We start from the raw sequence: 15,248 nt of genomic DNA on the forward strand, positions 1-15,248 counted from the left end.
TGGCTTTTTTCTTGGCCGCGCCCGAGCGCCGCCGAATCTGCAAAAGCATGGGCGCCGACATCGGAGTCGCGCCATATCAGGCATCATGCAGATATCCCCGGGCAGTATTTGCCCACCCAAGACTCACTATGCAAAACGACCTCTCCACGTTCTGGCGCGGACCGCGTTGGACTCTGGCCATGCTGCTTGCCATCCTCGGCATGCTTGGCCCGTTCTCGGTTGACACCTATATTCCCGCCTTCTCGGGCATTGCCAAGGCATTGGGTGCAACTCCCGTAGAAATGCAGCAGACCCTGTCTGCCTACCTGCTGGGTTTTGCCTTCATGAACCTGTTTCATGGCGCCCTGGCCGACAGCTTCGGACGCCGCCCCGTCATCCTCTGGGGACTGGTGATGTTCACCATCGCCTCGGCCGGCTGCGCACTGTCGCAGAACATCACCCAGCTGGTGATCTTCCGCACGCTGCAGGGCCTGTCCACCGGCGCCGGCATCGTGGTCTCGCGCGCCATCGTGCGCGACATCTTTCCGCCGACCCAGGCCCAGGGCGTGATGGCGCAGATCACCATCTTCTTCGGCGTTGCGCCGGCACTGGCTCCAGTGATCGGCGGCTGGCTGTTCGTGCACCTGAGCTGGCAGGCCGTATTCTGGTTCCTGACCATCGTGGGCGTGCTGCTCTGGCTCATCAACGTCAAGTTTCTGCCCGAATCGCTGCCGCCACAAAAACGCCAGCCCTTCCAGTTCAGACCGCTGATGCAAGGCTATGGCATCTTGCTCACCGATCCGCGCTTTCTGCTGCTGGCCCTGGCCAGCGGCATTCCATTCAACGGCATGTTTCTCTATCTGCTGTCGGCCCCGGCTTTTCTGGGCGATATCCTGCAGCTGGCGCCCACGCAGTTCTTCTGGTTCTTCATCGCCACCATCGGCGGCATCATGGCCGGCAGCTGGACCAGCGGCCGCCTGGCCGGACGCATCCCGCCCAAGCGCCAGATCCGCCACGGCTTTCTGGTGATGTGCGTGACCTCCATCATCAATCTGGTGGCCAACCTGATCTGGCCTGCCCATGTGAGCTGGGCCTTGATTCCCATCAGCCTGTTCGCCTACGGCTGGGCGCTGATGGTGCCCGTGGTGACGCTGCTGGTGCTGGACATCCACCCTGCGCGGCGCGGCCTGGCCTCTTCGCTGCAGGCCGTGGTGGGCTCGGTGGCCAACGGCTTTGTGGCCGGCGTGATTGCGCCGCTGGTCATGCATTCGGCCGCACTGCTGGCCACGGGCTCGATTCTGATGATGCTGATCGGCCTGGTTGCCTGGATCTATCTTCACCACCACTGGCCGGACATCGGCCGCCATGCCTCCGAGCATTAAAAAAGGAGCAGCTACCGCACGTGATTCATAGACTTCAGATTGAAAAGTATCTGAACTCATTGAATGACATACGCTAGCAGCTCACTTTTCAAGAATGATCCCAGTCCTGTACGGGCAACAAAAAGCCGGCTTCAAGAGCCGGCTTTTTTCATGCTTCGGGCCGCAGCCCGAATCAGCGATCAACGCTCGTCGCGACGCGGTGCGCGGGGCTTGCGCTCGAAGCTGCGCTCGCCGCCACGTTCGCCATGGGGCTGGTAAGGCTTGCCGGCACCCTGACCAAAGGCAGGACGACGATCGCCGCCACCGAAGCCGCGCGATTCGCCACCACGGAAGCCGCCTTCGCGGGGAGCACCGGCATGACCGCCTTCACGGCCGCCACCAAAACTCTTGCGGCCGAAATCGCCGCCTTCACGGCGCTGGCCGCCACCGAAGCCGCCGCCACGCGATTCGCCGCCGCCGAAGCCGCGCGATTCACCACCGCGGAAGCCGCCGCGCTGCTCGCCACGATCGCCGCCGCCGAAGCTGCCGCGGTCATCACGACGCTCGAAGCTGCGCTCCTGGCGTTGTTCGCCACCGAAGCCGGGACGACCGCCGCCGAAGCCACGATCACCACCACGGTCGCCGCCGCGATCGGCAAAGCGATCACCGCGAGGTGCACCAAAACCGGCGCGATCGCCACCGAAGCGGTCACCGCCACGGTCGCCACCGAAACCACCGCGATCATTGCCACGGCCGCCGCCGAAGCTGCCGAAGCCGGACTTGCGGCCATAGCCATCGCCATCGCGACGACCACCGAAGCCACCGCGACCACCGGCGCCGCCGCCACGGCGACCGTCACGCTCGCCGGAGGCGGGGAAACGCTGTTGGGGTTCCATGCCGGGAATGGTCTCGGCCTTGAACTGCTGGCGGGTATAGCCTTCGATATCGAACACGCGGCGACGGTCGCGGAATTCCGCAAACGTCACGGCCACGCCCTCGCGGCCGGCACGACCGGTACGGCCGATACGGTGGGTATAGTCCTCGGCCTTCATGGGCAGGCCGTAGTTGAAGACGTGGGTGATGGTGGGCACGTCGATACCGCGTGCAGCCACATCGGTGGCCACCAGGATCTGCACCTGACCGTTGCGCAGCGCCATCAGGCGGCGATTGCGCAGGCCCTGGCTCAGAGCACCGTGCAGGGCCACGGCAGAGAAGCCGTCCTGCTGCAGGTCGTTGGCCAGACCGTCACATTCCACCTGGGTGGACGCAAACACGATGGCCTGATTGATGCTGCTGTCACGCAGCCAGTGGTCGAGCAGCTTGCGCTTGTGCTGCATGTTGTCGGCCCAGAACAGCGCCTGCTTGATGTTGGCGTGCTTTTCCTGAGGCGTATCAACAGTCACCTTCTTCACGCCGGAGCCGTTGTCGTGCATCACGCGCATGGCCAGTTGCTGCACACGAGGTGCAAATGTGGCGCTGAACATCATGGTCTGCTTGCGCTGGGCAGTCATCTGATTGACTTCAGCCAGGTCGTCGGAGAAGCCCAGATCCAGCATGCGGTCGGCTTCGTCGACCACCAGGAACTGCACCTTGTCCAGCTTGATCTGCATGGAACGCTGCAGGTCCAGCAGACGGCCGGGAGTGGCCACCACCAGATCGGCGTTCTGCAGCTTGGCGATCTGCAGCTGGTAAGGAATGCCGCCCACCACGTTGGCAATGCGGATGCCGCGGCAGTGCTTGACCAGTTCGATGGCGTCATGCGCCACCTGCTGGGCCAGCTCACGCGTGGGGCACAGCACCAGGGCGCCAGGTACGGCAGCCTTGAAGTTGCGGGAGTTGGTAGGGTCCTTGCGCTTGTTGCGCTTGGGCAGAGGCTCGCCCTTGGCGGTGGCTTCTGCGCACAGACGCTCGAACTCGGCCTTGGCTTCGGCATCGGCTTGAGCGCGTTGCTGAATCAGGGTGTGCAGCACGGGCAGCAGGAAGGCGGCGGTCTTGCCCGAGCCGGTCTGGCTGGACACCATCAGGTCGATGAAACCGCTGGCATCAGCGGCTTCGCCCATGGCCAGAGGGATAGCCTTTTGCTGCACTTGTGTGGGCTGGGTGTAGCCCAGGTCGGCCACAGCCTGAACCAGCTCTGGAGCCAGACCCAGTTCAACGAAGCCATTAGGGACTTCTTCAGCAGCAGTTTCTTCTGCAGTGTTTTCTTCAGCAGCGTCTTCTGCGTCCATGTCAGCCAGCATGGCGTCCAGACGGGAATCGATTTCAGGCGAAGACAAAGCAATATCAGCAGCGGCCACTTGGCCCTGCTCCAGGGAGTTTTCTGTCATGAATAGCTCACGCAAAAAGCGACGCAGTCAGCGTGCTGCTCGCTTCTTTGACGGTTGGTTATCAACATCCACCGTCAGACTTTGACTGGCCCGTTCGCAAAACGGGGCAGATGGGCGTTATGGCTTGTCGTGTCGGCTGTATGCAGGCCGTTGCACGCAAGTAAGAACCCGGTGTGTGATGGAGATGCGCAAAAATTACCCATTGATCGGGTAAGCAGTGCATTGTCGCATGCACCGGGTTTTCCCGCAAGTGGCAGGGCTATACGACCCCGCCACCGAGCCATCAGACGCTGAGCAGCTGGCGGCGGTAATGCAGCAGCTCATCGATAGACTCGTGCACATCGGCCAGGGCCGTGTGGCGCTGCGCCTTCTTGAAGGAGGTATAGGCCTCGGGCTTCCAGCGCTTGGCCAGTTCCTTGAGCGTGCTCACATCGATATTGCGATAGTGAAAGAAATTGTTGAGCTTGGGCATGTAGCGCTCCATGAAGCGCCGGTCCTGGCCAATGCTGTTGCCGCACAGCGGCGTCTTGCCCTTGGGCACGTATTTGCCCAGAAAGGCAATCAGCGCGGCCTCCGCCTCGGCTTCACTGATGGTCGAAGCCTTGACCTTGTCGATCAGACCGCTTTTGCCATGCGTGCCCTTGTTCCAGGCATCCATGCCGCCCAGCAGCTCGTCGGACTGATGGATGGCAAATACCGGGCCTTCGACGCGAATCTGCAGATCGGAGCTGCTGACCACCACTGCAATCTCGATGATGCGGTCGCGGTCGGGGTTCAGCCCCGTCATTTCGCAGTCCAGCCACACCATATTGAGATCGGATTTGGGCAGAACCGGTGGGGTAGCGGCCACGGGTGCGGCGCTGACGGAATTCGTACAGGAAGCTTCAGACATGGCGCAAATTGTCGCCTACACTGCCAATACATGGCTTCCAAACTAGATTTCACATTGGCACTTTCGCTGCTGTTTGCGACGGCCGTGGCCCTGCAATGGCTGCTGCGCGTGTGGCTTGTTTCGCGCCAGGTGCGCCATGTGGCCACCCATCGCGGCGCCGTGCCGCCGGCATTCGCCCATCGCATCAGCCTGTCCGCCCACCAGAAGGCGGCCGACTACACGCTGGCCAAGGCCAAGGTGTCGCTGATCGACATCACGCTGTCGGCCGCCGTTCTGCTGTGCTGGACGCTGCTGAGCGGGCTGGACTGGCTCAACCGCTGGCTGCTTGAGTCCATGGGCCCCGGCCTGTGGCAGCAACTGGCGCTGCTGACCAGCTTTGCCGTGATCTCGGCGCTGATCGAGCTGCCTTTGTCGCTCTATCAGACCTTCAGACTGGAGCAGCGCTTCGGCTTCAACCAGATGACGCCAGCTCTGTGGCTGGGGGATCTGCTCAAGTCGACGCTGGTGGCTGCCATCATCGGCCTGCCGCTGGCGGCCTTGATTCTCTGGCTGATGGGATCGACCGGGCCGCTGTGGTGGCTCTGGGCCTGGGGCGCCTGGACGGCCTTCAATCTGCTGCTGATGTGGATTTTCCCCAGCTTTATCGCACCGCTGTTCAACAAGTTCGAACCGCTGGCCGATGAAAGCCTCAAGAGCCGCGTGACCCGGCTGATGGAGCGCTGCGGCTTTGCGGCCAAAGGACTGTTCGTGATGGACGGAAGCCGGCGCTCAGCGCATGCCAACGCCTATTTCACGGGCTTCGGCAATTCCAAGCGCGTGGTCTTCTTTGACACCCTGCTCAGGCAGCTCAGCCCCGGCGAAGTCGAAGCCGTGCTGGCGCACGAGCTGGGCCACTTCAAGCACAAGCACATCAGCAAGCGCATGGTCCTGATGTTTGGCGTCTCGCTGCTGGGCTTTGCGCTGCTGGGCTGGCTCAGCCAGCAAATGTGGTTCTACACCGGACTCGGAGTCTCGGTGCTGCTGGGGCCGGAGATGGGCATCGCGGCCGACAACAATGCCCTGGCCCTGCTGCTGTTCATGCTGGCGGTGCCGGTGTTCAGCTTCTTCGTCACACCGCTGATGTCCGCCATGTCGCGCCGCGACGAATTCGAGGCCGATGCCTATGCCATGCAGCAGGCCGATGGCGCTGAGCTGGCTTCGGCACTGCTCAAGCTTTACGAGGACAATGCGTCCACACTCACGCCAGACCCTTGGTATGTGAGCTTTTACTATTCACATCCTCCTGCCGTGGATCGCCTGGCGCGCATGCCGGCTCCCGCAGGCAGCTTGTAACACCATAACGGTTTCAGACATGAGCACACCCACACTGCAACAGAAAGACTGGTCCCAGCTCAAGCGCAGCGCTTTGAGCACAGAGCAAGTGCAGGAGCAGCTGGCAGCCCTCGAAGGCTGGGAGCTGTCTGCCGGCCCTGCGGCCATCGGCAAGACCTTCCGTTTCGTGAACTTCTACGAAACCATGGCCTTTGTGAACGCACTGGCCCTGATTGCCCATCAGCAGGACCACCACCCCGATCTGGAAGTCGGCTACAACCGCTGCAAGGTCAGCCTCAACACCCATGATGTGGGCGGCATCTCCGAGACCGACATCGATTGCGCGCGCCGCATCGAAGCACTGCTGAAGCCAGCCTGATCTCTATGGCAAAACAAGGACGGCGCCCAGGCGCCCAAGCAGCAGGCGGCACCCAGACAGGCTTGGTGGTTGCCAGTTATGGCCGCCACTGCGTGGTCGAGACCCCGGACGGCGAGCGCCGCATCTGCCATCCGCGCGGCAAGAAGAGCCAGGCCGTGGTGGGCGACCATGTGCAATGGCTGGCTCCCCCACCCGGCCAGGGCGATGAAGGCACGATCGAGAAAATCGTGGAGCGCCGCAACGTCTTCTACCGCCAGGATGACATTCGCACCAAGACTTTTGCAGCCAACCTGGACCAGCTCCTGATTCTGATAGCCGCCGAGCCGGTATTCAGCGAAGTGCAGCTCGCCCGTGCGCTGATCGCCGCCGAGGCCGCGCACATCAAGCCCATCATTGCGCTCAACAAGATGGACCTGGAAGAGCCATTCCTGCGCGCCTGGCAGCGGCTGGAGCCCTACCGGACCATGCGCGATGCAGCGGATGCGCCGCCGCACTACATGGTGCTGCCGCTGTCGCTGGAAGATGCCGACGACGAGGATCGCGACGCTATCATCGGTCTGCTGCAAGGCAAGACAACCCTGGTTCTCGGTCCTTCGGGCGTAGGCAAGAGCACCTTGATCAACTTGCTGCTGCCCGATGCCAAGGTGGCGACCAACGAAATTTCGCAGGCGCTGAACACTGGCAAGCACACCACGACCAGCACCACCCTGTACTGGGTGGACGAGGCACGCACCACCGCCATCATTGACTCACCTGGATTTCAGGAATTTGGCCTGTACCACATCGCCCCCACGCAGCTGGCCGCCTGCATGCCCGACATCGGTGCGCTGGCGGACCAGTGCAAGTTCTACAACTGCACCCATCTGCATGAGCCGGGCTGCGCCGTCATGGCCCAGGTAGAAGCACAGGACAGCCCCCACGCCATCCATGCCAACCGCTACCGGATCTATGGCGAGCTGTTCGATGAACTGAGTCAGGAACCACGCTACTGAGCGCAATGCCGCGCTAGCTATTCAGTGTCTGCCACGCCGCCATCCCAAGCCCGATGAGCGCCCGCCGCCTGGCTTGGCTGCCGGCCATAACCCGGTGTTCACGTCATGAAGCCCAGAATTTTTCAGCCCAGCCTGCACGCCGCCCTCGCCTTAGCGCTGTCTGCGGGCATGGGCCTGACCTGGGCCCAGGGCACGGACTCTGCCCCCAGCTGGGAGGACGAGCCACCCACGCTGTCTCACTGGATCGAAGAAGGCTACAAGGCCGAGCTGAGCCGGCAGCCATGGCGCGCAGCGCAGCGCTATTGCGCGGCAGCACGCTATGGCAGCCTAGAGGCCCAATATCGGCTGGGCCGGCTGCTGTTGCTGGGGCGAGGCCTGACTCCCGACCCAGCCACGGGCACGACGCTGCTGGCTCTGGCCGCCCAGCGCGGCCACGAGAAAGCCCGCTTGCTGCTGGCCGGCAAGCTGCCCGGCGACCGACTGCCCGACTGCCTGACCCAGGGCGATGCGCCCCCACAGGAGTTTCTGGAGGCCAGCCAGGAGGCCGTCCCCCATGAGGTGGTGGCCAGCTATGTGAGCAGTCTGCCCAGGGAGAAGCGGCGCATGGCCGAACTCGTGCAACGCCTCGCGCCCCGCTTCTCGATCGATCCGCGGCTGGCACTGGCCATCGTGCGCTCGGAGTCGAATTTCGAGGCGCAGGCGCTATCGCCGCGCAACGCCCAGGGCCTGATGCAGCTCATTCCCGAGACGGCCGAGCGCTTTGGTGTGCGCGATGCCTGGAATCCCGAGCAGAACGTGCGCGGCGGCCTGGCCTATCTGCGCTGGCTGCTGGAGCGCTTCGAGGGCGATGTGGCACTGGTATCGGCCGCCTACAATGCAGGCGAGAAAACCGTGCAGCAATATGGCGGAGTGCCTCCTTATGCGGAGACCCGTGAATATGTGCGGCGCATACTGAGCTTTTATCGCGCCAAGCGCCACGAGCGCCCTGCCCACTGATCGATCGACATCCCGACGGCAGGCTTTTCACCGCCGAAGGCCAGGCCCGAAGACTCAGCCGAGCAGGCGTGCAAAGGTCAGCAACGCCAGCAGCAGTAACCAGACCACCACCGAGCGCCAGACCAGCCCCACCACGCTGCGCAGATGGGCCATTTCCGGCTCCCGTCCAGGCGTGACATCGCTGCCCTCCGGCCACTGCGCGTCATCGCCCTCTTCGCCATAGGCCGAATCGCGGCGGCGCAAGGCCTCGCCCCCCAGACGTACATTGATGGCACCCGCGGTCGCCGCCAAAATCACGCCGTCGTTGTCATTGGGAAAGCGCTGGGCATAGACGCGCCAGTTGTCTATGGCTTCCTCGAAGCTGCCCACCATGGCAAAGGAAAGCGCCGTCAGCCGCGCCGGCAGCCAGTCGATCACATACCAGGCCTTGGCGGCAGCCCAGTGCAAGCGCTCGCTGGTCGGCGCACGCAACCCCTCTGCCCCTTTGCGCGACCAGGCCCGGGACAAATACTCGGCCATGCGGTAGAGGATGGCCCCCAGCGGCCCCAGCCCCAGGGCCGAGAGAATCGAAAACCAGAACAGCACGCCAAACACATGGCGGTGCGCGGCCAGCACCGAGTACTCGATGACATGACGCACCACTTCGCTGCGCGGTACCTCGCTGGCATCGACCTGCTGCCAGTCGGCCAGGGCCTGGCGGGCAGCGAACTCATCACCCGCATCGAGTGCATCCCGAATCCGCGTGAAGTGGTGGCTGAACTGGCGGAAACCCAGCGTGACATAGAGCACGGCGACGTTCCACAGCATCGCGGCAGGCCAGCCTATGAACTCCATCAGCGCCCAGAATATGCCCAGCACGATAAGGCTGGGCAGCAGCACGGCCATGGCCCAGGCCAGCCAGCCGTGATGGGGTCGGCCGGCATCGAAGTTGCTGCGCACGGTCACGGTCCAGGCTCGGTAACCGGCCTGCACCAGGTTGGACCGGGCCAGCGGGCGCGCCTGCTCCAGCAGCAGCGCGATCAGGATGGCAAAAAAGCTCATTGCTTCATCATAGCGGTGCTGTTTGTCAGCTTGTTACAACTGCCCTTTCAAGCGGCCAAAAAACGGTAAAGATTGCGCAACATGCCCGCGGTTGCTCCCCAGATGTAGCGTTGCTGCTCACCATCCTGGTAGGGCATGGCAAACCATTCTCGATCCACGCCCTGCCACTGCATCGCATGACGCTCGTGATGCGCGGGATTGAGCAGATAGGACAGCGGAACCTCGAACAGATCAGCCACCTCTCCGGGATTGGGAAAGTAGCTGGCCTGAGGGTGGACCAAAGCCACCACAGGGGTGATGTGAAACGCCGTGCCCGTCACATAAAGGGGCAGGCGCCCGAGCACCTCGACATTCCTGGGGGCCAGTCCGACCTCCTCGTGCGCCTCGCGCAATGCCGTGGCCTCGGCCGAGACATCCTGGGGATCACGTTTGCCGCCAGGAAAAGCCACCTGACCCGAGTGGGTGGACAGTCTGGCCGAGCGCACGGTCAGCAATACCGTGGGCTGCTCGCGCATGACGATAGGCACGAGCACGGCTGCATCGGAAGGCTGCCTGGCCGTGATGCGCTTTTCCTGCATGGCCTCGGGCAGCCATTGTGGCGGCTGGGCAAAGCGCGTGCGCAGAGCCTGCGGCGTCTGCGCATCCAGCGGAACGGCCGGCAACTGGCTATCGATACCCAGCAGGCGCGCCTGGCGCGGATCAACAATGCCCAACACGGGGAGCGGAGAATTATCAGATGCAGGCATGTAGGTGTTCAGCCAAAACCAAAAGCAAGAATCACGAAGCCAAGGCAGACATAAAAAAAAGCCGCCACAGCGAACTGTAGCGGCTTTTACGGAATCGCTTCCGATACGCGTATTACTCGGCTGCAGCAGCAGTCTTGTTAACGCGCTGGGGCAGCTTTTCCTTGATACGAGCAGACTTGCCGCTGCGCTCACGCAGGTAGTACAGCTTGGCACGACGCACATCACCGCGACGCTTGACTTCGATCTTGGCGATCAGGGGAGAGTAGGTCTGGAACGTACGTTCCACGCCTTCACCGCTGGAGATCTTGCGCACTGTGAAGCCGCTGTTCAGGCCGCGATTACGCTTGGCAATCACCACGCCTTCGTAAGCCTGCACGCGCTTACGGCTACCTTCCACCACGTTCACGCTCACGATGACGGTGTCACCGGGGGCGAATTCGGGGATGGTCTTGTTCAGGCGAGCGATTTCTTCTTGCTCGAGGGTCTGGATCAGATTCATGATTTAGTCCACCTTGATCTTGTCCGCGCCAGAATTGGCAAGCACCGGGATTGGTGCTATTGCTGCATTACGAGAACCGCTGAAAGCGGCTCCGCCATTCCTTGCAGCGGCCGGATAGAGGATCAAAGAGCCTGAGATTATAGCTTGGACGCTGTTTTTGCCAAAAACCCTTCATCCTTGGCATTGAGCAGCCCCTGCTGGCGGGCCTGCTCTATCAACTCAGGCCTATGTTCGGCCGTTATGCGCAGACGCTGATCACGGCGCCAGCGCTCGATATTGGCATGATGCCCGGAGAGCAGCTCCGCCGGCACTTCCTGGCCATTCCAGACTTCGGGACGGGTGTAGTGAGGGCAGTCCAGCAAGCCGTCCAGCGCAGGATTGAAGCTGTCCTGCTGAAAGCTGCCTTCATCGTTGAGCACACCGGGCTGCAGACGCGCCAGAGAGTCCAGCAGCACCATGGCCGCCAGCTCGCCACCGGAAAGCACAAAGTCGCCCAGACTGATTTGATGGCTGACATGGGCATCGATGAAGCGCTGGTCGATGCCCTCGTAGCGACCGCAGAGCAGCACCGCGCCACGGCTTTCAGCCCAGTCGGCCACCACCGCATGCCTGAGGGTGGTGCCTATGGGAGAGAACAGCACCACAGGAGCCGGCTCGGCCTGCTCTCGCGCATCAGCCTCGACGCGGGCTGCGCGAATCGCCTCCAGGCAATGCTGCAGCGGCTCTGCCATCATCACCATGCCGGGGCCGCCACCAAACGGACGGTCATCCACGCGGCGGTAATTGCCCTCGGCCCAATCACGCGGATTCCACAGATGCACCGCCACCTGACCCGAGCTGTAGGCACGGCGTGTCACCCCGCTTTCAAGAAACGGCGCGAACAGTTCAGGGAACAGTGTAATGATGTCAAAACGCATGATCTAAAAGCGCTTACAGCTACAAAATCAATAGCTATTGCGCATTCCAATTCAATAGTCGGGCTGCCAGTCGGCCACGATTTTCTTGCCGGCCAGATCCACCGAGTCCACATAGGCATCGACAAAGGGAATCAGGCGCTCCTGCTCCTTGCCATCCTGCTCATAGCCCAGAACCAGCACGGTCTGCGGGCCGGTGGCCATCAAGTCCTTGACCACGCCCAGCGCCACGCCTTCGCGGTTTACCACCTGCAGGCCCATCAGGTCCACCCAGTAGAACTCGCCATCATCGGTCTTGGGGAAATGCTCACGCGCCACAAAGATGCGGGCACCGCGCAGGGCCTCGGCGGCGTTGCGGTCGGCGACCTCCTGCGAGGTGGCCACGATGGTGTCGGCATGGAAACGGGCCTGCTTGACGGGCAGAACCACGGTGCCCACGAAATGCTTGGCTCCTTTTTCCGCCGGCTGCAAAAACCAGTCTTTTGCAGCAAACAGGGCCTCGGGGGCGCTGCTGAAGGCATGAACCTTGAACCAGCCCTTGATGCCCCAGGCATCGGCAATGCGACCGACTTCAATGGCATCAGCAGGCAAGCTCGTGGCTTGAAGAACAGGCATGTGGCTCATGGGATCAGCAGAAAAATTGCAGAAATTCAATAAAAAACGGGTCCCGTCAGGCAAGCCAACGGAACCCGCTTTGGTAAAGGTGCCTAGAGAGCAACCGCCTAAATTAGGCAGCAACCTTCTTTGCAGCTTCCTTGATCAGGCGTTCAGCCGTATCGGAAGTTTGAGCACCAACGCTCTTCCAGTAGTTCACGCGGTCCAGAGCCAGACGCAGGCCTTCTTCGGCGCCACGAGCGCTAGGGTTGTAGAAACCCAGACGTTCGATGAAAGCACCGTCGCGACGCACGCGCTTGTCAGCTGCAACGATGTTGTAGAAAGGACGAGCCTTAGAGCCGCCGCGGGAGAGACGAATAACAACCATGATGTTTCCTTCGGGTGGTTACAGCCAGTGCCATCAAAAATTTGACCAGCTGCGCAGGTTTTCTTACAGCGTTTGAGACACGCGACATGACCACCCGGCCAGCGACACGCCGTAAAACCTGAAATTATATCGAGTTCTGCCGAAGCTGCCTATAGCTGCGGCAAATGGGCGTAATCCTCACTGAAGCTTCCCGGCATGTGAAGCGCAATTGCCCTGAGCCGCCCATGTCGTCTGCAGGGAATAATGGATGCGTTGCTTCGTTTTCTGCCTGCCCACCAGACATGAACCCATTTGTCTCCACCTCCGCCATGCCTGCTCGCCCCAAGAACAAGACGATTGCTGCCTGGCTGGCCTTGATCGGCGGTCCGCTGGGGCTGCACCGCTTTTACCTGCACGGACTTGGGGACTGGCTTGGCTGGCTGCTGCCCATTCCCACGGCGCTCGGCATCTACGGCATCGAGCGCGTGCAGCAGCTGGGGCAGGACGACAGGCTGAGCTGGCTGCTGATCCCCCTGCTCGGCTTCACCATTGCGGGCTGCGCCCTGCGCGCCATTCTCTACGGCCTGATGGAGCAGGGAAACTGGAACCGACTCTTCAATCCCTCGATAGAGGCCGACGCGCCTGCGGGACGCACCCAATGGGCCACGATTTTTGCGGTAAGCCTGTCCCTGATGCTGGGGGCCACCGTGCTGATGGCCAGTATTGCCTACAGCTTCCAGCATTACTTCGAATATCAGGTCGAAGAGGCACGCAAGATTTCGCAATAGGCCCAGCGTCTCGAGCACTGCGAAGCTGATTCGATCGCGCCGCTTTTGTAAGCAAAAGTCTAATTTTTCGCCTCCGGGCCCCAAAGCACCGCCTGCACATTCCACAGAACCCACAATGCCGATCTGAGGAACATCTTGCAATGACTGCATCACAGCGGTTTCGCAATGCGGCGGCTTTGCTGCGCCAGCCTGAAGAGGTCTTATGTCTGCAACTAACGAAAAGTCTGCCAGATCCGACATGCACGGGCAAAGCGCCTTTTCCGCCGCCACCAGCCTGGTGGGCGTGTACGGAGAGCAGCTTTTCCGCATTCTCGAGCAGACCAGCAGCGGCTATGTGCTGCTGGATGCCCAGAACCGGGCTCAGCGCTGGAATGATGGTTATCTGCAGCTGTTTCCCTGGCTGGGGCCCACCCTCAAGGTAGGCACATCTCTGCAAACCGCTCTGCAGACGGCCGCAAGCGCAGCCCCGGCAAGCTCTGCCCCGGTTCTGAGCCATATCGCCCAGAGCCATCAAGCACTGATTGCGCGCCAGCAGGCCAATGCCCAGTTTCAGCTGCCCAACGGGCGCAGGCTCAATCTGTCGGCTCATGCGCTGTCGGCCAATTACACCGTGCTGGCCTGCAAGGAGCTGCTGCCTCATGCCAGCGAGGCTGAAAGCCTTTCCTTCTTCGATGTGCTGACCAACCTGCCCAACCGACGCCTGCTGCTGGACCGGCTGTCCCAGGCCATGATCCAGTCCGAGCGCACGGGCTGGCGCGGGGCCTTGCTGACCATAGATATGGAGCCGGTGACGGACTCGCCCGCCTGCACGGGAGACAGTCAGGCCGGCCTGGCGCAGAACATCGCACAGCGCCTGCTCGGCTGCGTGCGCTCCTGCGATACCGTGGCCAGGCTGGACGCTGCGCACTTCGTCATCATGGTCTCGGATCTCTCTCCGGATATTGAGATGAGCACGGTACTGGTGGAACGTCTGGGAGAGCGTCTGCAGGCAAGTCTGAACGGCAGCTACCCGCTCGGCAACAAAAGCGCGATGCTGGAGGCCAATATCGGTGCCACTTTGTTCGGCCCGCACTCTCGCTCCGCCACCGAGTTGCTGCAGCAGGCAGAGATCGCCATGTACCGCCTGCGCGACGAGGAAGCCCGGGGCCTGCACTTCTTCAGCCCCGAGCAGCGCATTCTGGCCAATGATCGCCAGCGCCTTGAGCAGGAGCTGCGCGAAGCCCTACGTTTGGGCCAGTTCGAGCTGCATTACCAGGCCCAATACTCCGCCAGCGGCGACGTCAACGGCCTGGAAGCCCTGCTGCGCTGGCGCCACCCCAGGCGAGGACTGGTACCACCGAGCATCTTCCTGTCTGTGGGCGAGGAAACCGACATCATCGTTCCGCTGGGCCGCTGGAGCATTCAAGCCGCCTGCGAGCAATTGGCCAAATGGAAAGCCGATCCACAACTGGGCAAGCTGCCCATCTGCGTCAACATCAGCGCCAAGCAACTCAGGCAAGCCGATCTGGCCGAGCAGGTGCAGGACATCATCAGCCAGACAGGGGCCGACCCGGCCTTGCTGCTGCTGGAGCTTTCCACCCAAGCGCTGAGCCCCTCGCACACGGACATCATTCCGACCCTCACCCGTCTTCGCACCATGGGGCTGCGGCTGTCACTCGATGACTTTGGCGACAGTTCCCATATGCAGCAAGCACTGCAGCAGCTTCCCCTGAACCAGCTCAAACTCTCGCACTCTCTGGTCCAGCGCCTGGGCCCCAACAATGCCGCCGAAGCTGCCGTGCAGGCGGCCATCGTGCTGGCCGCCCGCCATCAGATGACGATAGTCGGCGCAGGAGTGGAGACCCTGGAGCAGCGTGCCCTGCTGGCGCAATATGGCTGCGAGCATTTCATGGGCTATCTGCTCAGCCCTCCGGCACCGGTCGGCCAGCTCAGGTCGCTGCTGCAGCGCCAGGTCGCATCCAGCCTGCAGGAAACCGTGGCCTGAGCCTATGTTTCAGTCATGAAAAAAGGCTTCGCATTGCGAAGCCTTTTTGCCGTCAATCCCTTGATTGAAAAGCGTCAA

The 15,248-nt window shown here is 62.1% G+C and carries 15 protein-coding genes; 7 read left to right on the forward strand and 8 right to left on the reverse strand.

Annotated elements, in window-relative coordinates; genetic code table 11:
- Window positions 1-128 precede the first annotated feature (128 nt).
- Complete coding sequence (locus tag F3J24_RS11145; protein WP_167005923.1) at window positions 129-1,361, forward strand: multidrug effflux MFS transporter; 1,233 nt, start codon at window positions 129-131, stop codon at window positions 1,359-1,361.
- 179 nt (window positions 1,362-1,540) lie between these two features.
- On the opposite strand, the gene F3J24_RS11150 is transcribed toward F3J24_RS11145, so the two are convergent.
- Together F3J24_RS11150 and orn are read right to left on the reverse strand one after the other, a co-directional pair.
- Complete coding sequence (locus F3J24_RS11150; protein ID WP_167005926.1) at window positions 1,541-3,667, reverse strand: DEAD/DEAH box helicase; 2,127 nt, start codon at window positions 3,665-3,667, stop codon at window positions 1,541-1,543.
- A 283-nt stretch (window positions 3,668-3,950) separates the two neighbouring features.
- On the reverse strand, window positions 3,951-4,559 hold the full coding sequence (gene orn / locus F3J24_RS11155) for an oligoribonuclease (protein WP_167005929.1): 609 nt from the start codon (window positions 4,557-4,559) through the stop codon (window positions 3,951-3,953).
- Window positions 4,560-4,589: 30 nt separating this feature from the next.
- On the opposite strand from orn, the gene F3J24_RS11160 reads away from it, so the two are divergent.
- The 4 genes from F3J24_RS11160 to F3J24_RS11175 all read left to right on the forward strand — a co-directional run bounded on the left by F3J24_RS11160 (window position 4,590) and on the right by F3J24_RS11175 (window position 8,237).
- The gene (locus F3J24_RS11160; protein ID WP_167005932.1) at window positions 4,590-5,891 is read left to right on the forward strand and encodes a M48 family metallopeptidase; all 1,302 of its coding nucleotides are present in this window, start codon (window positions 4,590-4,592) and stop codon (window positions 5,889-5,891) included.
- A 19-nt stretch (window positions 5,892-5,910) separates the two neighbouring features.
- A complete protein-coding gene (locus F3J24_RS11165; protein WP_167005935.1) occupies window positions 5,911-6,249 on the forward strand; it encodes a 4a-hydroxytetrahydrobiopterin dehydratase in 339 nt (112 codons plus the stop codon).
- Window positions 6,250-6,254: 5 nt separating this feature from the next.
- Window positions 6,255-7,241 (forward strand): ribosome small subunit-dependent GTPase A, encoded by a 987-nt coding sequence (rsgA, locus tag F3J24_RS11170; protein WP_167005938.1) that lies wholly within the window; start codon window positions 6,255-6,257, stop codon window positions 7,239-7,241.
- Window positions 7,242-7,346: 105 nt separating this feature from the next.
- A complete protein-coding gene (locus F3J24_RS11175) occupies window positions 7,347-8,237 on the forward strand; it encodes a lytic transglycosylase domain-containing protein (protein ID WP_167005941.1) in 891 nt (296 codons plus the stop codon).
- Between the two features lie 54 nt (window positions 8,238-8,291).
- On the opposite strand, the gene F3J24_RS11180 is transcribed toward F3J24_RS11175, so the two are convergent.
- The 6 genes from F3J24_RS11180 to rpsP form a co-directional block, all read right to left on the reverse strand.
- Complete coding sequence (locus F3J24_RS11180) at window positions 8,292-9,278, reverse strand: CobD/CbiB family protein (RefSeq protein ID WP_167005944.1); 987 nt, start codon at window positions 9,276-9,278, stop codon at window positions 8,292-8,294.
- 47 nt (window positions 9,279-9,325) lie between these two features.
- A complete protein-coding gene (locus tag F3J24_RS11185; protein WP_167005947.1) occupies window positions 9,326-10,024 on the reverse strand; it encodes a CoA pyrophosphatase in 699 nt (232 codons plus the stop codon).
- Window positions 10,025-10,136: 112 nt separating this feature from the next.
- Complete coding sequence (rplS, locus tag F3J24_RS11190; RefSeq protein ID WP_003058206.1) at window positions 10,137-10,523, reverse strand: 50S ribosomal protein L19; 387 nt, start codon at window positions 10,521-10,523, stop codon at window positions 10,137-10,139.
- Window positions 10,524-10,660: 137 nt separating this feature from the next.
- Entirely contained in the window at window positions 10,661-11,440 is a 780-nt protein-coding gene (trmD, locus tag F3J24_RS11195; RefSeq protein ID WP_167005950.1) for a tRNA (guanosine(37)-N1)-methyltransferase TrmD, read from the reverse strand.
- 51 nt (window positions 11,441-11,491) lie between these two features.
- Window positions 11,492-12,061, reverse strand: a complete 570-nt coding sequence (rimM, locus tag F3J24_RS11200) for a ribosome maturation factor RimM (protein ID WP_167005953.1) — start codon at window positions 12,059-12,061, stop codon at window positions 11,492-11,494.
- 103 nt (window positions 12,062-12,164) lie between these two features.
- Entirely contained in the window at window positions 12,165-12,419 is a 255-nt protein-coding gene (rpsP, locus tag F3J24_RS11205; RefSeq protein WP_003058210.1) for a 30S ribosomal protein S16, read from the reverse strand.
- A gap of 281 nt (window positions 12,420-12,700) precedes the next feature.
- Between rpsP and F3J24_RS11210 the strand changes: the two genes are divergently transcribed.
- Both F3J24_RS11210 and F3J24_RS11215 read left to right on the forward strand, forming a co-directional pair.
- Window positions 12,701-13,186 carry an NINE protein gene (locus F3J24_RS11210; RefSeq protein ID WP_167005956.1) on the forward strand — a complete coding sequence of 162 codons (486 nt, stop codon included), beginning with the start codon at window positions 12,701-12,703 and terminating at the stop codon, window positions 13,184-13,186.
- A gap of 202 nt (window positions 13,187-13,388) precedes the next feature.
- Window positions 13,389-15,170 carry a bifunctional diguanylate cyclase/phosphodiesterase gene (locus F3J24_RS11215; protein ID WP_167005959.1) on the forward strand — a complete coding sequence of 594 codons (1,782 nt, stop codon included), beginning with the start codon at window positions 13,389-13,391 and terminating at the stop codon, window positions 15,168-15,170.
- The last annotated feature ends 78 nt before the right edge of the window (window positions 15,171-15,248 follow it).

Source organism: Comamonas sp. Tr-654, assembly GCF_011752915.1.
Classification (GTDB): Bacteria; Pseudomonadota; Gammaproteobacteria; order Burkholderiales; family Burkholderiaceae_C; genus Comamonas.